At 73.7% G+C, this 17,833-nt stretch carries 15 protein-coding genes; 3 read left to right on the top strand and 12 right to left on the bottom strand.

Features of this window, described 5'->3' with window-relative positions; genetic code table 11:
* Positions 1-48: 48 nt before the first annotated feature.
* The 4 genes from ACFC02_RS36330 to lipB all read right to left on the bottom strand — a co-directional run bounded on the left by ACFC02_RS36330 (position 49) and on the right by lipB (position 3,294).
* Positions 49-750 carry a DUF4191 domain-containing protein gene (locus ACFC02_RS36330; RefSeq protein WP_376366466.1) on the bottom strand — a complete coding sequence of 234 codons (702 nt, stop codon included), beginning with the start codon at positions 748-750 and terminating at the stop codon, positions 49-51.
* Positions 751-855: 105 nt separating this feature from the next.
* Positions 856-1,056 (bottom strand): hypothetical protein, encoded by a 201-nt coding sequence (locus ACFC02_RS36325; RefSeq protein WP_376366464.1) that lies wholly within the window; start codon positions 1,054-1,056, stop codon positions 856-858.
* Between the two features lie 276 nt (positions 1,057-1,332).
* Positions 1,333-2,298: a lipoyl synthase gene (gene lipA / locus ACFC02_RS36320; RefSeq protein WP_376366462.1), complete on the bottom strand. Its 966-nt coding sequence runs from the start codon at positions 2,296-2,298 to the stop codon at positions 1,333-1,335.
* Positions 2,299-2,451: 153 nt separating this feature from the next.
* Complete coding sequence (gene lipB, locus ACFC02_RS36315; protein ID WP_376366460.1) at positions 2,452-3,294, bottom strand: lipoyl(octanoyl) transferase LipB; 843 nt, start codon at positions 3,292-3,294, stop codon at positions 2,452-2,454.
* A 199-nt stretch (positions 3,295-3,493) separates the two neighbouring features.
* Here lipB and ACFC02_RS36310 point away from each other — a divergent pair, with 199 nt between their 5' ends.
* Positions 3,494-4,996, top strand: a complete 1,503-nt coding sequence (locus ACFC02_RS36310; protein ID WP_376366458.1) for a regulator — start codon at positions 3,494-3,496, stop codon at positions 4,994-4,996.
* A 61-nt stretch (positions 4,997-5,057) separates the two neighbouring features.
* Here the strand turns inward: ACFC02_RS36310 and ACFC02_RS36305 are convergent, their stop codons facing one another.
* Positions 5,058-6,530, bottom strand: coding sequence for an NAD(P)/FAD-dependent oxidoreductase (locus tag ACFC02_RS36305; RefSeq protein ID WP_376366456.1), 1,473 nt, complete (start codon positions 6,528-6,530; stop codon positions 5,058-5,060).
* Between the two features lie 416 nt (positions 6,531-6,946).
* Complete coding sequence (locus tag ACFC02_RS36300; protein WP_376366454.1) at positions 6,947-7,843, bottom strand: TIGR01777 family oxidoreductase; 897 nt, start codon at positions 7,841-7,843, stop codon at positions 6,947-6,949.
* An 89-nt stretch (positions 7,844-7,932) separates the two neighbouring features.
* On the opposite strand from ACFC02_RS36300, the gene ACFC02_RS36295 reads away from it, so the two are divergent.
* Positions 7,933-8,445, top strand: a complete 513-nt coding sequence (locus tag ACFC02_RS36295; RefSeq protein ID WP_376366452.1) for a GNAT family N-acetyltransferase — start codon at positions 7,933-7,935, stop codon at positions 8,443-8,445.
* A gap of 10 nt (positions 8,446-8,455) precedes the next feature.
* Here ACFC02_RS36295 and ACFC02_RS36290 read toward each other — a convergent pair whose 3' ends face one another.
* Positions 8,456-9,649: a MarP family serine protease gene (locus ACFC02_RS36290; RefSeq protein WP_376366449.1), complete on the bottom strand. Its 1,194-nt coding sequence runs from the start codon at positions 9,647-9,649 to the stop codon at positions 8,456-8,458.
* A gap of 483 nt (positions 9,650-10,132) precedes the next feature.
* On the opposite strand from ACFC02_RS36290, the gene ACFC02_RS36285 reads away from it, so the two are divergent.
* Positions 10,133-10,954 carry a peptidoglycan recognition protein gene (locus ACFC02_RS36285; RefSeq protein WP_376366447.1) on the top strand — a complete coding sequence of 274 codons (822 nt, stop codon included), beginning with the start codon at positions 10,133-10,135 and terminating at the stop codon, positions 10,952-10,954.
* Positions 10,955-10,993: 39 nt separating this feature from the next.
* Here the strand turns inward: ACFC02_RS36285 and ACFC02_RS36280 are convergent, their stop codons facing one another.
* The 5 genes from ACFC02_RS36280 to sucB form a co-directional block, all read right to left on the bottom strand.
* Positions 10,994-11,512 carry a DUF4240 domain-containing protein gene (locus ACFC02_RS36280; protein ID WP_376366468.1) on the bottom strand — a complete coding sequence of 173 codons (519 nt, stop codon included), beginning with the start codon at positions 11,510-11,512 and terminating at the stop codon, positions 10,994-10,996.
* A gap of 93 nt (positions 11,513-11,605) precedes the next feature.
* The gene (locus ACFC02_RS36275; protein ID WP_376366445.1) at positions 11,606-12,733 is read right to left on the bottom strand and encodes a helix-turn-helix transcriptional regulator; all 1,128 of its coding nucleotides are present in this window, start codon (positions 12,731-12,733) and stop codon (positions 11,606-11,608) included.
* Between the two features lie 92 nt (positions 12,734-12,825).
* Entirely contained in the window at positions 12,826-15,528 is a 2,703-nt protein-coding gene (gene aceE / locus ACFC02_RS36270) for a pyruvate dehydrogenase (acetyl-transferring), homodimeric type (protein WP_376366443.1), read from the bottom strand.
* A gap of 387 nt (positions 15,529-15,915) precedes the next feature.
* On the bottom strand, positions 15,916-16,539 hold the full coding sequence (locus ACFC02_RS36265; RefSeq protein WP_360963239.1) for a GntR family transcriptional regulator: 624 nt from the start codon (positions 16,537-16,539) through the stop codon (positions 15,916-15,918).
* Between the two features lie 261 nt (positions 16,540-16,800).
* Positions 16,801-17,833: 2-oxoglutarate dehydrogenase, E2 component, dihydrolipoamide succinyltransferase (sucB, locus tag ACFC02_RS36260; RefSeq protein ID WP_376366441.1), on the bottom strand; the 1,033-nt coding region annotated here is incomplete at its 5' end.

Raw genomic sequence — 17,833 nt, 5'->3', positions numbered from 1 at the left:
GGATCGATCCGGGCGCCCCCCTCGTCGTACGACGTCACAGGCGGGAGGTCAGCGGGCCTTCGGGCCGCCCCGCGGCATCCGCATGCCCTTGGGCATCGGCCCCTTCGGGAGCGGCATGTTGCTCATCAGGTCGCCCAGGGCGCGCAGCCGGTCGTTGGTGGCGGTGACCTGCGGACCGGTCAGCACGCGGGGGAACTTCAGCATGGTCGTGCGCAGCTTCTTCAGCTCGACCTGGCCCTCGCCGGTGCCGACGATCACGTCGTGCACGGGGACGTCCGCCACGATGCGGTTCATCTTCTTCTTCTCGGCGGCGAGCAGGGACTTCACCCGGTTCGGGTTGCCCTCGGCGACCAGCACGATGCCGGCCTTGCCGACCGCGCGGTGCACCACGTCCTGGCTGCGGTTCATGGCGACGGCCGGGGTGGTGGTCCAGCCGCGGCCGACGTTGTCCAGCACGGCCGCCGCGGCGCCGGGCTGGCCCTCCATCTGCCCGAAGGCGGCGCGCTCGGCCCGCCGTCCGAAGACGACGGCCATCGCGAGGAAGGCGAGCAGGAAGCCCAGGATGCCCAGGTAGACGGGGTGGCCGATCAAGAAGCCGATCCCGAGAAGGACACCGAAGACGACGATGCCGACAGCCGCGAGTACAAGACCGATCTTCGGGTCGGCCTTGCGGGTCATCTTGTACGTCAGAGCGATCTGCTTCAGTCGCCCCGGGTTGGCAGCCTCGGCTGCGGTTTCCTTCCTCGCCATGCCAAGAAGTCTACGTGGCCCCGGGAGTGACCGACGACGCAGTGCCCGGGGGCCCGGCCGGGGCCGGGCCGGCACCCGCGTCGGCGGCGTGACCCGGGCGCGGCCCTACGGGCGTACGGCGGGGAACTGGTCGAGGACGCGCTGGGCCTCGACCCGGTCCTCGGCGCGCCTGCGGTCCTCCAGGACGGAGGTCCAGGCGTTGCGGCGGGCGGTGCGCTGGCCGCCGCTCATGAGCAGCGACTCGACCGCACGGAGTGCGTCCGTCAGGGACGGAATGGCTGTGGCGCGAACGGGCGCGGCCTGCATGGTGGAGGTCCCCCTCGTAACGGCTCCGGGTGCGCGTGGCGTGAGTCCAGCGTCACTGATTGGTGTTACCAGGGCGTGACCGACCGGTCAAACACGGATGAAGCCCTGACATCGCGGGCCGAACGGGCGACGCGGCCCCGGTGGGTGCCCTCATCTGCGGCGACGGCCGGGACCGCCGCGTACCGGTCACTACCGGGCGGTAAGTTCTTGTGCGCGAATTCACAGAACGCCCGCCCGGCTTGGTGTGCACGGAAGGTGACGGAGTGTCAGGGGGTGTCAGACGGCCTGCGTGGCGACGAAGGCGCCCCGCTTCTCGATCGCCATCTGGTACAGCCGCCCGGCACGGTAGGAGGACCGTACGAGCGGGCCGGACATCACGCCCGAGAAGCCGATCTCCTCGGCCTCCTCCTTCAGCTCGACGAACTCCTGCGGCTTGACCCAGCGCTCCACCGGATGGTGGCGCACGCTCGGGCGCAGGTACTGCGTGATGGTGATCAGCTCACAGCCCGCCTCGTGCAGCTGCTTCAGCGCCTCGCTGATCTCCTCCCGGGTCTCGCCCATGCCGAGGATCAGGTTCGACTTGGTGACCAGGCCGACGTCGCGGGCCTCGGTGATCACCTTCAGGGAGCGCTCGTAGCGGAAGCCGGGGCGGATGCGCTTGAAGATCCGCGGGACGGTCTCCACGTTGTGCGCGAAGACCTCGGGGCGGGCGGAGAAGACCTCCGCCAGCTGCTCGGGCACCGCGTTGAAGTCGGGAGCGAGCAGTTCGACCTTGGTACGGCCGCCCTCGCGTCCGGCGGTCTGCGCGTGGATCTGGCGCACGGTCTCGGCGTAGAGCCAGGCGCCGCCGTCCTCCAGGTCGTCGCGGGCGACGCCGGTGATGGTGGCGTAGTTCAGGTCCATGGTGACCACGGACTCACCCACGCGGCGCGGCTCGTCCCGGTCGAGCGCCTCCGGCTTGCCGGTGTCGATCTGGCAGAAGTCGCAGCGCCGGGTGCACTGGTCGCCGCCGATGAGGAAGGTCGCCTCCCGGTCCTCCCAGCACTCGTAGATGTTCGGGCAGCCGGCTTCCTGGCAGACCGTGTGCAGGCCCTCGCTCTTCACGAGGTTCTGCATCTTCGTGTACTCGGGACCCATTTTCGCCCGGGTCTTGATCCACTCGGGCTTGCGCTCGATGGGGGTCTGGCTGTTGCGGACCTCCAGGCGCAGCATCTTGCGTCCGTCGGGTGCGACTGCGGACACGTCGGCTCCCTGTAGCTTCGATTCTTCGGCGTACACCAGGGTACGCCCGTGATGGTTGCGCCCAGTCGGTGAGGCCAACCAGGTATTCCCGGAGATCATTCCCGCCCCACGGGACCCGCCGGGCGACCTCGCCGGCCCCGACGGGCCCCGCCCTCAGGCGGTCGCCTTCTCGATCACGCGGGGCTTGAGGTCGGCGTTGCCCAGGACGTCCTCGAGGTGGCGTTCGACGACGGGCAGCACCTCGTCGATGGTGACGTCCCGGCCGAGTTCGCCCGCCAGCGAGGCGACGCCGGCGTCGCGGATCCCGCACGGGATGATGCGGTCGAACCACTTGTTGTCCGGGTTCACGTTGAACGAGAAGCCGTGCATGGTGACGCCCTTGGCCACCCGGATGCCGATCGCGGCGATCTTGCGGTCCTCGCGGCGCTGGCCGGCGTTGGAGGGGGCGTACTCCGGACCGTTCAGGCGCGGGTCGAACTCGTCGTCACTCAGGCGCGGGTCGAAGTCGAGGGAGAGGCCGCCGAGCGCCGGCCGCTGCTCGACGGGGTCGCCGAGCACCCACACGCCGCTGCGGCCCTCGACCCGGGTGGTCGGCAGGCCGAACTCCGCGCAGGTGCGGATCAGGGCCTCCTCCAGGCGCCGCACGTGCGCGACCACGTCCACGGGGCGGGGCAGCTTCTGGATCGGGTAGCCGACCAGCTGACCGGGCCCGTGCCAGGTGATCTTGCCGCCGCGGTCCACGTCGATGACGGGCGTGCCGTCGAGCGGGCGCTCGCTGTCCTCCGTGCGCCGGCCGGCCGTGTAGACCGGCGGGTGTTCGAGCAGCAGCACGGTGTCGGGGACCTCGTCCGCGAACCGGGCGGCGTGCACCCGGCGCTGCTCGTCCCAGGCCTCCTGGTAGTCCACGGCCTCGGCACCGAATCCCCTGCGGACGAACCGCAACTCACTCACGGCAAGCGCCTCCCTGGAAGGTCGTAAGGCACGTAACGTGCCCACGCCACTGTACGTCCGGCCGTCCGGCGTCAGCCGCGCGGGCAATCCTCACACGATCGGATGAATGCGCGCCGAAGTCTGCGGTCGGCTGCTCACTCTCCGCTACATTCACGCCGTTCATGAGGCCATAAGGGCTGCTCACAGGCAATCCGGGCACCACGCGGCCGCGTGCAGGCCCGAAAGGCAGGAGACCGCACCGCAGATGACGGAACGACCCGCGCAGCGCACTCCCAACCGCCAGCTCGCCGCGCTCATCGCAGAAGCGGGGTTCTCCAACGCAGGTCTGGCCCGTCGCGTGGACCAGCTCGGCCTCGAACACGGCCTGGACCTGAGATACGACAAGACGTCGGTCACCCGCTGGCTGCGCGGCCAGCAGCCCCGGGGCACCACGCCCGCCCTCATCGCGGAGGTCTTCACCCGGCGCCTCGGCCGCCGCCTGACCGCCCAGGACCTCGGCCTCGACGCCTGCGCCCCGGTCTACGCCGGGCTGGAGTTCGCCGCCGCCCCCGAGGAGGCCGTCGACATCGTCAGCGGCCTGTGGCGCAAGGACTCGGGCAGCCACGCCGAACTGCGCAAGATCGCCTTCACCCCGGCCGGTCTGGTGGTGCCCAGCCGCGACTGGCTGATCGGGCGGGCCGACGACCGCGTCGCCCGCCCGGAGCCACCCGCCGCCGCTCGCGTCCCCGTCCAGGGCAGGACCGCCGCCCCGCTCGCCGTGCCCGCCGGGGCCGGGCAGCCCGTCCCCGGGGTGCCCCGCCAGCGCGGCCGGACAGAGCGCCCGCAGGCCGAGCGCGAGGCCCCCCGGCGGGTCACCGCGGGGGACATCGCCGCGCTGCGCTCGGTGGGGGAGCTGTTCCGCAGCCTCGACGACATGTACGGCGGCGGCCACGCCCGCCAGGCCCTCGTGCGCTATCTGGAACACGAGTGCGAACCGATGCTGCGCGGCAGCTACGGCGAGCAGACCGGCCGCCGCCTGTTCGCGGCGGCGGCCGACCTCACCCGGCTCGTCGGCTGGACGTCGTACGACATCGCCGCGCACGGACTCGCCCAGCGCTACTTCGTCCAGGCCCTCCGGCTCACCCAGGCCGCGGGCGACCGGCCCTACGGCGCCTACGTCCTGGTCACCATGAGCCGGCAGGCCGTCTACCTCGCCCACGGCCGGGAGGCCGTCCAGCTGGCGCGGGTGGCCCAGCAGGGCCTCGGCAGCGCGGCGCCGCCCACTGTGCAGGCGCTGCTGCACGCCGCGGAGGCGCGCGGGCACGGCGTGCTCGGCGAGGTGCGCGCCTGCACGGCGTCGCTCGCGCGCGCCGAACGCGCCCTGGAGGCGGTCCGGCCGGGCGACGAGGTGCCGTTCTGGGCGCGCTCCTTCGACGAGGCACAGCTCGCCGACGAGTTCGCGCACTGCCACCGGGACCTCCAGCAGTACCGCGCCGCCGCCCAGCACGCCGAACGCTCGCTCCAGCTGCGCGCGCCGGCGCACGCCCGCAGCCGCCTGTTCTGCCGCGTCGTCCTCGCCACCGCCCGGCTCGGCCTCGGCGACCTGGAACAGGCGTGCCGGCACGGCGCGGAGGCGGCCATCCAGGCGGCGGACATGCGCTCGGTACGCGCCGACGAGTACGTCCGCGACTTCGAACGCCGCCTGGAGCCGTACAAGGACGCCCCTGTGGTCCGGACCTACCGCGACAAGGTGGCGGCCCTCGGCTGACGGGGGTGCCGGTCCCCGGCCGGAGGGGAGGGGGCGGGACCCACGGGGCCCCGCCCCGCGGTCAGGCCGCCGCCGCCCGCGGGGCCGCCGTCGGGTGGGGGTCCGCGCTGTGCATAGGCCGGCCGGCCCCCAGGTCGGCCAGGATCGCCGCCGCGGCGCGGTGGGCGGAGTGCAGGGCGCCCTGGAGCGTACTGGTGTCCCGGTGGTCGCCGCAGACGTACAGGCCCGCCAGGAGCCGTACGGGGCGCCTCGGGTCGTGCGGCGGGCGCATCGCCGGGACCGCCTCCGCGCTGTGGTGCACGGCCAGCGTCTCCCAGCGGCCGGTCGAGGTGCCGTACAGGCGGGCCAGATGACGGCGTACGGCGGCGTCGACGTCGGCCGGCGGCTCGCCCAGCACCGTCGAGGAGACCAGGGTCCGGCCGGCCGGAGCGCGCGCCGGGTCGACCCGGCTGACCACGGCCGTGTGCGCGACCGGCCCGCCCCGCTCCGCGTCGAGCAGCAGGTGGGCGCCCGTCCGCGGCGGTTCGTCCGTCGTGTGGTGGACGACCGTCACGGGGTGGAAGTCGGGCACGCGCAGCCCGGGCAGCAACTCGGCCGCGGTCCGTGCGCCGGTCGCGACCAGCACCGCGTGGCAGCGGATCTCCCCGTGCTCCGCGGTGGTCACCGCGTTGGTGGAGACCGAGGTGACCCGTACACCGGTGTGCACGGTGCCCGGCGGCAGCGTGCTCGCCAGCAGTTCCGGCAGCACCTCGGCCCCGCCCTCCGGCAGGCACAGCCGGCCCGCCGCGAAGGCGCGCAGCGCGAGGTCCGCGCAGCGGCTGGACGTGGTGAGGTCCGGGTCGCACAGCAGGGCGGACAGGAGCGGACGCAGGAAGCCGTCGACGGTGCGGGCGGGCAGTCCGCGGGCCGCCAGCGCCTGCCCTGCGGGCATCTCGGGCCGGGTCATGAGGCGTTCGACCGGGGTGGCCGCGATCCGGGTGAGGGCGGCGCGCAGCCGCAGCGGTGTGCCGATGCCGAAGGGCTGGGCGCGGTCGGCCACGGGCACGGGGCCGGGCGCGGGGGCCTCGTCGAGCAGGGCCGTCGCCGGGCCCGTGCCGGCCCGGGCCCTCAGGGGCGGAACGGTGCGCAGGGCGCGGCCGGCCCGCCCCCTGGAGGGGACCGGGGGCCGGGGGGCGCTCGCGAAGGCGCGCACAGCGTGGAGCGCGCTCCGTGCGCTCCCGCCGCCCGCCGGGGCGCCCGCCCGGTGGTGCCGTCCGTCGCTGTGCAGCAGGACCCCCGGCGCGAAGGGGCGCAGCACGAGCGCGTCCAGCCCCGGGCCGTGGCCCAGTTGGGGATACGACGTGAACAGCAGCTGCCCGATCCGGTCGAGCCGGAAGCCGTCGATCTTCTCCGTCGACATGCGACCGCCCACGCGAGGGGCGGCCTCCAGGACTGCGGTCGTTACTCCTGCGCTGGTGAGCCGATGCGCCGCACAGAGCCCGGCGACCCCGGCTCCCACCACGACGACATCCACCTGGTACGCGGGCTCAAGCACGTGCCCCTCCTCGAGGTTGCGCGACCGGTGGAGCAGTGATGCCCTCGACCGGCTTGAGGAATACCCGAGTTCGGCACGAGGTTAGAGCCGCGGTCGGTCAGAGGCAGTCGCGCATGGACAGGGCACGGTCGCACGGCGGTCGCATACGGTCGCAAACTTTCGCCGACCGGTCGAGAGGCGTCGCGCACCGCTCGCACCAGCCGCCCCGGCGGCCCTCTCCCGACCCTCTCCCACCCGTCACGGCGCCGCCCGCACGCCTTCCGCGCCGGCTGTCAGGACGACGCGGCCCGCGCGCCCTCCGCGCCGGCCGTCAGGACGCCGCCCGCATGTCCTCCGCGTCAACCGTCACGGCGCCGCCCGCGCGTCCTCAGAGCCAGCCGTCGCAGCACCGCCCGCACACCCCTGCGAGCCACCCGTCACAACGCCGCCCGAACGGCGTCCTCGATGCCCGGGAAGGCGAAGGAGAACCCCGACTCCAGCAACCGCCTCGGCACCACCCGGGCACTGCCCAGCACATCCCCGGCCATCTCCCCGAGCACGGTCCGCAGCACCGGCGCCGGCACCGGGAACAGCGTCGGCCGGTGCAGCACCCGGCCCATCGCCGCCGTGATCTCACGGTTGGTCAGCGGGTGCGGAGCGGTCAGGTTGACCGGCCCGGACAGGCTCTCGGTGTCGATGAGATGGCGCAGCGCCGCCACCTCGTCGTGCAGCGCGATGAACGACCAGTACTGCCGCCCGTCCCCCATCCGCCCGCCGAGACCGGCCCGGAACAGCGGGAACAGCCGCCCCCACGCGCCGCCCTCGCGGGCCACCACCAGCCCCGTCCGCGCGAACACCGTCCGCACGCCCGCCTCCTGCGCCGGGGCCGCCGCCTCCTCCCACTCCACGCACAGCGAGGGCAGGAAACCGTCACCGGGCGGCGCGTCCTCGTCGACGGCCCGCTCGCCCGTGTCGCCGTAGAAGCCGATCGCGCTGCCGCCGACGAAGACCCGCGGCGGTGTGCCGAGCGCGGCGACGGCCTCGGCGAGCGCCGCCGTACCGAGCACCCGGCTGTCCCGCATCGTCCTCCTGTACGCGTCCGTCCAGCGGTGGTCACCCACCCCCGCGCCCGCGAGGTTGACCACCGCGTCGCACCCGATGAGCCCCGTCGTGTCGACGTACTGCCCCTGCGGGTCCCAGCGGACCTCGTCCGCGCCGCGGGCCGGACGGCGCACCAGGCGCACCACCTCGTGCCCGTCCGCGACCAGGGACCGCACCAGAGCGCTGCCGATCAGGCCGGACGCGCCGGCCACCGCGATGCGTGAACGTTCCATGAGCTCATCCTGCCCCGCCGGGCCCCTCCCGCCCCGCCCGCCACAAAATTTCCGGCGACAGCGCCCCCGCCCGCCCCTACAGTGCCCCCATGCCCGACAGTGTTCCCCCGCCCCGCACCGCCCCGCGCATACGCCGTGCCGCACCCGGCGACGAGGAGGCCCTGGGCCGCCTCGACCGGGCCGCCTGGTCCCCGCTGCACTCCGTGCAACCGCGCCCCGAGGCACCGTACGAGCCGTTCTTCACCGAACGGTCGGGTCCCGGTCAGCACCTGGTCGCCGAAGCCGGCGGCCGTCTCGTCGGCTACATCCGCCTCGGCCGCCCCACCGAACTGCCCGCCAACGCGCACGTCCGCCAGATCCGCGGCCTCGCCGTCGCCGAGGAGGCCCGCGGCACCGGCATCGGCCGCGCCCTGCTGCGCGCCGCCGTCGAGGAGGCCCGCCGCCTGGGCGCCCGCCGCATCACCCTGCGCGTCCTCGGCCCGAACGCCCCCGCCCGCAGGCTGTACGAGTCCGAGGGCTTCGTCGTGGAGGGCGTCCAGCCGGAGGAGTTCCACCTGGACGGCGGCTACGTCGACGACGTGCTCATGGGCCGCCCGCTGTGATGCGGGCGCGTCAGGAGGCGACCAGCCGGCCCGTGGCCACGGCCGCCGTGGCGCTCGCCGCCCGCTCCGCGTCCGGCGCCACCTCGGCCGCCGTCAGCGCGTACCCCGTCTCGGCGTCCGAGGTGGAGCGGGCGAACACCATGCCGTACACGCGCCCGTCCGTGGTCAGCAGCGGACCGCCGGAGTTGCCCGGCCGGACCGTGGAGCGGACGGAGTAGATCTCCCGGGTGACGGTGGCGTCGTTGTAGATGTTCTGGCCCGTGGCCCGGATCCGGTTCGCCACCGTCGCCGCCTGGAGGTCCAGGCCGCCGTCCTGCGGATAGCCCGCGACCACGGCCGCGTCGCCGCGCCCGGCGGTGTCGTCGAAACGCAGCACGGGAGCGCGCAGGCCGGGGACGTAGAGCACGGCCACGTCCCGGTCGGGGTCGAAGAGGACCACCCGTGCCGCGTACGAGTGCCCGACGCCGCCGATCTGCACGAACGGGTGATCGATGCCCGCCACCACGTGAGCGTTGGTCATCACGTGCCGGGACGCGTACACGAAGCCGCTGCCCTCGCGGCCCTGGTTGCCCGACGTCCCCTCGATCTTGACCGTGCTGAGCCGGGCGGCGCTCGTCGCGCTCGCCGTCACGCTGTCGCCGGAGGGCCGGGCGACACCGGCCGCCGGCTCGTTCTCGAACGGGTTGAAGACCTGCGGGAAACCCGCCTGAGTCAGTGCGGAGGTGGCACGCGAGAACCAGGCCGGGGTGGTCTCCGGCATCGCGTTCTGCACGGCGCCCAGCAGGGTCGAGTCCCGTATCGCCGTCGTCACCGCGGGGGAGGAGGAGGCGCCCAGGACGCTCGCCGCCACCCAGGCCACGATCAGCACCGCCACCGAGTTCGCGACGGCGCCGCCGATGCCGTCGGCCACGCGCAGCGGGCTGCGGCCGGCCCGGTCCAGCTCGCGCCGCAGCCGCAGTGCGAGGCGCCCCGCCAGTTCGTGCCCGAGCACCGCGGGCACCAGGACCGTGACCACCGCGGTGACCGTCGCCGCCGTCGTCCCGCGAGCGACCAGGTCCATCACCCACGGCAGCACCCACACGCCGACGGCCGCACCGCCCACGAAACCGGCCAGCGAGACGCAGCCGGCCACCAGTCCGCGCCGGTAGCCGGAGACGGCGTAGAGCACGATCACCAGCAACAGCACGAGATCGAGCAGGTCCACGCATGCCGCCTTTCTCTCGGACCCGAGTACGCGCGGGACGGGCCCGGCGATCAGCGTGATCGGGTACGCGCACGGGGGTCCGGGAACCGGCCACGTGTACGTGTACCCACAGAAACGACCCGGACCAGGACGATGGTTCCACCAGGTGGCACAGCACACATCGCGGACGGGGCGGATGGGGGTGAGGGTGAGGTCATGCGTGGAGTGGGTGAGGAAGGGCGCGCCCGGAGCCTCTGGGGCCCGAAGCGGCAGCGCGCCCCGTGGAGCCGGCGGACCCGGCCGACGTGGCGGACGCGACCGGCGTGGCGGGCCCGGCGGACCGAAGCCGGGCTGACCGGGTCGACCGAAGCCGGGCTGACCGGGCCGGTCGGGCGCACCGTAACCGGGTGGACCGAGTCGGCCGGGCTGGCCGTGCGGACTGTGCGGGCCTGGTGGAAACCGGGCGGGGACCGGACCCCGGGGGAGCCGCGGGGCGTCACGGCGGTGCGCCGGCAGACGCGGCTGCTGCGGCGCGCCCTGATCGGGCTGCTGTGCCTCCTGCCGGTGGCCGCCGCCGTCGGCGCGCTGCTGCTGGGCGCGGAGGGCGTCGGCCGTACGGTCACCGAGCGGGCGCCCACGGGAGCGCACGCCCAGGACGCCGATCCGCTGTCCGCGCAGAGCGTGGCGCCCGGCTCGGCCGCCACCGCGCACCGCGCGCCCCGGCCGCGCATCGTGTCGCGGTCGGTCTGGCTCGACGCCACCGCACGGCACGTGCAGCCGCCCCCGCGCTACGACGACAAGGTCGTCGCCGTCTTCGTCCACCACACCGACTCGCCCAACGGCTACGCCTGCGCCGACGCACCGAGCATCATCCGCCACCTCTACGCCGGGCAGACCGGCGCCCGCCAGTGGGACGACATCGGCTACAACTTCCTCGTCGACCGCTGCGGCACGATCTACGAAGGCCGGGCCGGCGGCGTCGAACGGGCCGTCATCGGCGCGCACACCCAGGGGTTCAACCACCGCACGGCAGGCATCGCGGCGATCGGCACGTTCACGACGGGGACGCCCGTGCCGCGCGCCATGACCGACGCGATAGCCGCGCTGGCCGCCTGGAAACTCGGCCTGGCCGGAGTCGACCCGCGCGGCAGCGTCACGCTGGTCTCCAGCAACCGGCTCGCCCGCTACGACATCGGCACCGCCGCTCTGCTCCCGGCCCTCGCCGGCCACACCGACGGCTTCCGCACCACCTGCCCCGGCGCGGCCCTGACGATCCGCCTCCCCGCGATCCGCGAGACGGCGGCCCGGTTGCAGGGCCGTATCTGACCCGGCCCGCCGGGGCGTCCGTCCCCGCGGGGTGCGGGCTCAGTCCCGGAATCGGGTCCACAGGCGGGGGTAGCGCCGGGCCAGCGCCTCGTCGTCCTCGAACCCGACCGGCGTACCCGCCGGTTCGGCCGGGGCGGGCGGGACGCCCAGGTCGGGGGCGACGGTGCCGGTGAGTTGCTCGTAGGCCTCGTCGGCCGCGTACCCCAGTTCCTCGCCGTCGCCGTCGATCTCCTCGTCGAAGTCGCCGAGCAACTCGGCGAGTGTGTCCGGGTCGTGCAGCGCGCCCTCGAACACCTCCCGGCCCTGGCCGATCAGCCAGCACCGGAAGTAGTCGAAGGCGTCGTCGCTCGCCCCGTCCAGCAACACCCACGCGGCGCCCCACAGATCCCACCGGTACGCGCGGTTGTAGCGGGACTCGAAGTGACGGGCGAAGTCCAGGACCTGCTCGGGATCGAACCCGAGCAGCCGCTCCACGAGCAGATCGGCCTGCTCCTCCGGGTCCCCCTCGGCGGCCCCGCGCGTGGCGTCGATCAGCTCCCAGAACTCCGTCTCGTCCATCACGGGTCAAGCATCGGCCCTCGCGCCGGGCCCCGCACGCGGAGTGCCGCGGATCGTTGCGTCCCGTACATACTCCGGGCGCACCGCGCCCGTTCACCCCGCCCCCGGGCCCCCTGCCGCACCTGTCGTCCCTTCCGCCCCCGCCGGGCCCGTCCCTTCTGCCCCCGCCGGGCCCGGGGTGCCGTACAGCCCGGCCAGGCGCCGCGCGTCCCGGGTGAGGCGTGCGCGCAGGGACGCGGGGGCCAGCACCTCCGCCTCCGGGCCCAGGGCCGTGAGCTGGGCGTGCGCGACCTCCTCCGACTCCACCGGGAGCGTCACCGTCCTTCGGCCGTGCTCGTCCACGGGGGCGGCGACGGCCAGGGCCTCGCGGGCCGCCGCCGGATCGACGGCGTGCGCGAGCCTGCGCACCCCCTCCTCGGACAGCCGTACGACCACCTCGGCGCGCAGGATGGAGCGGGCGAACTGCTCGGCGCGCTCCGCCCAGAAGGCGGGCAGGTCGAACGCCTCGTCCCGCGCGAACCGCTCCTCACCCGCATCGACCGCCGTCAGCCGGTCGACCCGGTAGACCCGGTGGGCCCGGCGAACGGTGTCGGCTCCAGGGGCGGCCTCCCCGGCCCGGTGCGGCCCCGGCCCGCCGCCCGAGGCGTGCTCCGCGGCCCGGGCGCACAGGTACCACACGCCCGCCTTCAGCACGAGCCCGTACGGCTCCAGCTCCCGTACCACCTCCTCGCCGTCCTCCCCGCGCCGGTAGCGCGCGGTGATCCGGCGGTCGCTCCAGACCGCCTCCGCGACGGCGGGCAGCAGCGCGGGCGCCTCGGGCTCGCGGAACCAGGCCGGGGCGTCCAGGTGGAAGCGCTGCGCCGCCGTCCGGGAAGCATCGCGCACGGCGGGGAGCAGCGCCGCGGACACCTTCAGACGGGCGGCCGAGGCGGCGTCCTCAAGGCCCATGTCCCGCAGCGCGCCCGGCACGCCGCTCAGGAAGAGCGCCTCCGCCTCGCCGCGCGCGAGCCCCGTCAGCCGGGTGCGGTAGCCGCCCACCAGCCGGTAGCCGCCGGCCCGCCCCCGGTCGGCGTAGACCGGCACCCCCGCCTCCGACAGCGCCTGCGCGTCCCGCGTGACGGTCCGCTCCGACACCTCCAGCTCGCGGGCCAGCTCGGCGGCGGTCATCGGCTGCCGCGACTGGAGCAGCAGGACCATCTTGATCAGGCGGGCGGCGCGCATAGGGCCATCATGCCGGGGGCCACTGACAGCCCCGACGACGACGAAGGGGTACGGCGAGCGCCGTACCCCTTCGTCACGAGACGTCCGAGCCCTTACAGGCCGTACTTCTCCCGGGCCTCCTTGACCGCCGAGGCCTTCACCTCGCCGCGCCGGGCCAGCTGGGCCAGGGCCGCGACGACGATCGACTCGGCGTCCACACCGAAGTGGCGGCGGGCGGCCTCACGGGTGTCCGACAGGCCGAAGCCGTCGGCGCCCAGCGAGGACCAGTCCTGCTCGACCCACTGCGCGATCTGGTCCGGGACCTGGCGCATGTAGTCGGACACGGCCAGCACCGGGCCCTCGGCGCCCTGGAGCGCCTGCCGTACGTAGGGCACCCGCTCCTCGCCGCGCAGCAGCGCCGCGTCGGCCTCCAGGGCGTCCCGGCGCAGCTCGCCCCAGGAGGTCGCCGACCACACGTCGGCGGCCACGCCCCACTCCTCGGCCAGCAGCTGCTGGGCCTTGAGCGTCCAGTGGATCGCCGTGCCCGAGCCGAGCAGCTGGATGCGCGGGGCGTTCGCCGGGGCCGTCAGACCGGCCGACTCGGCCGTGTTGAAGCGGTACAGGCCCTTGACGATGCCCTCGTCGATGCCGAGGCCGGACGGCTTGGCCGGCTGCGGCATCGGCTCGTTGTAGACGGTGAGGTAGTAGAAGACGTTCTGGTCCTCGCCCTCGGCCGCCTCGCCGTACATGCGGCGCAGGCCCTCCTTGACGATGGCCGCGATCTCGTACGCGAACGCCGGGTCGTAGGACAGCGCCGCCGGGTTGGTGGCCGCGATGACCGGCGAGTGGCCGTCGGCGTGCTGGAGGCCCTCACCCGTGAGCGTCGTGCGGCCGGCCGTGGCGCCGACCAGGAAGCCCCGGCCGAGCTGGTCGCCGAGCTGCCACATCTGGTCGGCGGTGCGCTGCCAGCCGAACATCGAGTAGAAGATGTAGAACGGGATCATCGGCTCGCCGTGCGTCGCGTACGACGACGAGGCGGCGATGAAGTCGGCCATGGAACCGGCCTCGGTGATCCCCTCGTTGAGGATCTGGCCGTTCTTGGCCTCCTTGTAGTACATCAGCTGGTCGCGGTCGACCGGCTCGTACGTCTGGCCCTTGGGGGAGTAGATCCCGAGGGACGGGAAGAGGCTCTCCATGCCGAAGGTGCGCGCCTCGTCGGGGACGATCGGCACCCAGCGCCTGCCGGTCTCCTTGTCGCGGACCAGGTCCTTGACCAGGCGGACGAACGCCATCGTGGTGGCCACGCTCTGCGAGCCGGAGCCCTTGTCGAAGGCGGCGAAGGCCTTGTCGGCCGGGGCCGGCAGCGGCGCGAGCGGGTGCACGCGGCGGGCCGGGGCCGGGCCGCCGAGGGCCGCGCGGCGCTCCTGGAGGTAGCGCACCTCGGGGGAGTCGGCGCCGGGGTGGCCGTAGGGGACCTGGCCGTCGACGAAGTCGCTGTCCCTGACCGGCAGGTCCAGCAGGTCGCGCATCTGCTTGAACTCGTCCACCGTCAGCTTCTTCATCTGGTGGTTGGCGTTCTTCGACGCGAAGCCGCTGCCCAGGGTGTGGCCCTTGACCGTCTGGGCCAGGATCACCGTCGGGGCGCCCTTGTGCTCCAGGGCGGCCTTGTAGGCGGCGTAGACCTTGCGGGCCTCGTGGCCGCCGCGCGAGTAGTGGAAGCACTCGATGATCTTGTCGTCGCTCAGCAGCTTCGCCATCTCGGCGAGCGCCGGGTCGGCGCCGAAGAAGTCCTGGCGGATGTAGGCCGCGTCGCGCGTCTGGTACGTCTGGATCTGCGCGTCCGGCACCTGGCGCAGTCGGCGCAGCAGCGCGCCCGTGGTGTCGAGCTGGAACAGCTCGTCCCAGGCGGTGCCCCACAGCGACTTGACCACGTTCCAGCCGGCGCCGCGGAACTGGGCCTCCAGCTCCTGCACGATCTTGAAGTTGGCGCGGACCGGGCCGTCCAGGCGCTGCAGGTTGCAGTTGATGACGAAGGTGAGGTTGTCCAGCTGCTCACGCGCGGCCAGCGCGAGGGCCGCCGTCGACTCGGGCTCGTCCATCTCGCCGTCGCCGAGGAACGCCCACACGTGCGAGGCGGAGACGTCCTTGATGCCGCGGTTGGTGAGGTAGCGGTTGAAGCGCGCCTGGTAGATCGCCGACAGCGGGCCGAGGCCCATGGAGACGGTCGGGAACTCCCACAGCCAGGGCAGGCGGCGCGGGTGCGGGTAGGACGGCAGCCCGCTGCCCCCGGCCTCCTGGCGGAACTTGTCCAGGTGGGCCTCGCTCAGGCGGCCGTCCAGGAACGCGCGGGCGTAGATGCCGGGAGAGGCGTGGCCCTGGATGTACAGCTGGTCGCCGGAACCGTCGCCCTCCTTGCCGCGGAAGAAGTGGTTGAAACCGGTCTCGTACAGCCATGCCGCCGAGGCGAAGGTGGCGATGTGGCCACCGACGCCATACTTGGAGCCGCGGGTGACCATCGCGGCCGCGTTCCACCGGTTCCACGCGGTGATGCGGGCCTCCATGGCCTCGTCACCGGGGACGGCCGGCTCGGCCGCGGTCGGGATGGAGTTGACGTAGTCGGTCTCCAGGAGCTTCGGCAGGGCGACACCAGTGCCCTCGGCGCGCTCCAGCGTGCGGCGCATCAGGTACGCGGCACGGTGCGGCCCGGCCGCCTTGGCAACGGCGTCCAGGGAGGCCCGCCATTCGGCGGTCTCCTCGGGGTCGCGGTCCGGGAGCTGGTCGAGCTCGCTCGGCTGGATGGCGTTGGGGTCGGTCATGTCGCCGCCTTCCTCAGTCGAAGGGGGTTCCCTCATCTGCAAGGGTTCGGGGGTGCCCTAGGTCTTTGGCAGGACAGGGCTCAAGGGGCTCTGGTGGGAGCCCGTCGCCGACTGTAACTCCCTGATCGATGATCGATCAAAGGGTTGAGGGGCAAAACCTCTCGATTCCGAGAAAGTCGGCACGGGGTGCCTTTCGAACAGGCACGCGGTGCCGCATTTTCGAACTGTTTTCGCAGGTGAGCTGGGGGGTGCTCGACTGCCGCGCGGTGGTCGGCGGGGGGCTCGGAGAGTGCTCGCGGCGGGGAACCGGGGGCCCGGAGGCTGCTCCTCGGTGGGAGCGCGGGAGCGCGGGAGCGCGGGGGCGTGGGGGCGTGGGAGCGCGGGGGCTCAGGGGCGCGGCGCGCAGCCCAGGACGTGCGCCTTCACCAGCTCCGCGATCCGCGGATCACGCCTGCGGAACGCCTGCACCAGCTCCTCGTGCTCCTCCGCGTACGACTGCTGGACCGTGCCCAGCCAGCGGATGGACAGCGCCGTGAACACCTCGATGCCCAGGCCCTCCCAGGTGTGCAGCAGCACCGAGTTGCCGGCGGCGCGCACCAGCTCCCGGTGGAAGCCCACCGTGTGCCGCACCTGCGCGGTGCCGTCGGCCCGCAGGTCGGCGTCGTAGAGCGCGCTGACGTGCGGCTCCAGGGCCGAGCAGTCCTCGGCCAGCCGGTCGGCCGCCAGCTCCGCCGCGATGGCCTCCAGTCCGGCCCGGACGGGGTAGCTCTCCTCCAGGTCGGCGGCGGTCAGGTTGCGTACGCGTACGCCCTTGTTGGGGGCGGACTCGATCAGCCGCAGCGACTCCAGCTCGCGCAGCGCCTCCCGCACCGGGGTCTGGCTGACCTCCAGCTCGGTCGCGATCCGCCGCTCCACGATCCGCTCGCCCGGCTTCCAGCGCCCGCTGACGATCCCCTCCACGATGTGCTCGCGGATCTGCTCGCGCAGCGAGTGGACGACGGGCGCGGTCATGGAGGCTCCTTAAAGCGGGGCCGGGCGGCGGCCCCCGGGGGCGTTGACGCTTAGACAATACGGCGGTCCGCGCGGGGCGGAAGGGCGCATACGGGCGCTTTCACGCAGGTGAGACGAGGCTTACACGCCGTGATGGCCAAAAAACGGCAAACGGCGGCGCCCCCGCCCGGAGTGCTCCGGACGGGGGCGCCGCACCCGCTGTTCCCGCGTGGGGACGAGGTCAGAGGCCGGTCCCGACGCCGTCGGGACCCTCGGCCCGGGTCACAGACCCAGCTCGACCTCGAACTCGCCCGCCTCCAGGATCGCCTTGACCGCCGTCAGGTAACGGGCCGCGTCGGCGCCGTCCACCAGGCGGTGGTCGTAGGAGAGGGTCAGGTAGGTCATGTCGCGGACGCCGATGACCGTGCCCTCCTCGGTCTCGATGACGGCCGGACGCTTGACCGTGGCACCGATGCCGAGGATCGCGACCTGGCCCGGCGGCACGATGATCGTGTCGAACAGCGCGCCGCGCGAACCGGTGTTGGAGATGGTGAAGGTCGCACCGGACAGCTCGTCCGGCGTGATCTTGCTCGCCCGCACCTTGCCCGCCAGCTCGGCCGTGGCCTTGGCGATACCGGCGATGTTCAGGTCACCGGCGTGCTTGATGACCGGGGTCATCAGGCCCTTCTCGGAGTCCACCGCGATACCGACGTTCTCGGTGTCGAAGTAGGTGATGGTCCCCTCGGCCTCGTTGATCTTGGCGTTGATGGCCGGGTGGGCCTTCAGCGCCTGCGCGGCGGCCTTGACGAAGAACGGCATCGGGGAGAGCTTGACGCCCTCGCGCGCCGCGAAGGAGTCCTTCGCCTTGGCGCGCAGCTTCATCAGCCGGGTCACGTCGACCTCGACCACCGAGGACAGCTGCGCCTGCTCGTGCAGGGCCTTGACCATGTTGTCGCCGATGACCTTGCGGATCCGCGGCATCTTCACGGTCTGGCCGCGCAGCGGGGAGGCCTCCAGGGCGGGGGCCTTCTTCGCGGCGGGCGCGGCAGGGGCGGCGGCCGGGGCCGGGGCCTTCGCGGCCTCGGCGGCGGCGAGCACGTCCTGCTTGCGGATCCGGCCGCCGACGCCGGTGCCCTTGACGGAGCCCAGGTCGACGCCGTTCTCGGCGGCGAGCTTGCGCACCAGCGGGGTCACGTAGGCGCCCTCGTCGGTCGCCTGTGCGGCGGGAGCCGGAGCCGCGGGGGCGGCGGCCGGGGCCGGAGCGGGCGCCGGGGTGGCCGGGGCCTGCGGAGCCGGGGCCGGAGCGGCCGGGGCC

Source organism: Streptomyces sp. NPDC056160 (assembly GCF_042268205.1).
Taxonomy (GTDB): Bacteria; Actinomycetota; Actinomycetes; order Streptomycetales; family Streptomycetaceae; genus Streptomyces.
The sequence above is the reverse complement of the archived record's forward strand: the minus strand, read 5'-3'. Positions and strand labels throughout refer to the sequence as shown.

What these genes read in the sequence shown, in the direction of transcription:
- ACFC02_RS36330 (WP_376366466.1), bottom strand. Translation starts at nt 750, where the DNA reads ATGGCGAGGAAGGAAACCGCAGCCGAGGCTGCCAACCCGGGGCGACTG.
- ACFC02_RS36325 (WP_376366464.1), bottom strand. Translation starts at nt 1,056, where the DNA reads ATGCAGGCCGCGCCCGTTCGCGCCACAGCCATTCCGTCCCTGACGGAC.
- ACFC02_RS36310 (WP_376366458.1), top strand. Translation starts at nt 3,494, where the DNA reads ATGACGGAACGACCCGCGCAGCGCACTCCCAACCGCCAGCTCGCCGCG.
- ACFC02_RS36300 (WP_376366454.1), bottom strand. Translation starts at nt 7,843, where the DNA reads ATGGAACGTTCACGCATCGCGGTGGCCGGCGCGTCCGGCCTGATCGGC.
- ACFC02_RS36295 (WP_376366452.1), top strand. Translation starts at nt 7,933, where the DNA reads ATGCCCGACAGTGTTCCCCCGCCCCGCACCGCCCCGCGCATACGCCGT.
- ACFC02_RS36280 (WP_376366468.1), bottom strand. Translation starts at nt 11,512, where the DNA reads ATGGACGAGACGGAGTTCTGGGAGCTGATCGACGCCACGCGCGGGGCC.
- ACFC02_RS36275 (WP_376366445.1), bottom strand. Translation starts at nt 12,733, where the DNA reads ATGCGCGCCGCCCGCCTGATCAAGATGGTCCTGCTGCTCCAGTCGCGG.
- aceE (WP_376366443.1), bottom strand. Translation starts at nt 15,528, where the DNA reads ATGACCGACCCCAACGCCATCCAGCCGAGCGAGCTCGACCAGCTCCCG.
- ACFC02_RS36265 (WP_360963239.1), bottom strand. Translation starts at nt 16,539, where the DNA reads ATGACCGCGCCCGTCGTCCACTCGCTGCGCGAGCAGATCCGCGAGCAC.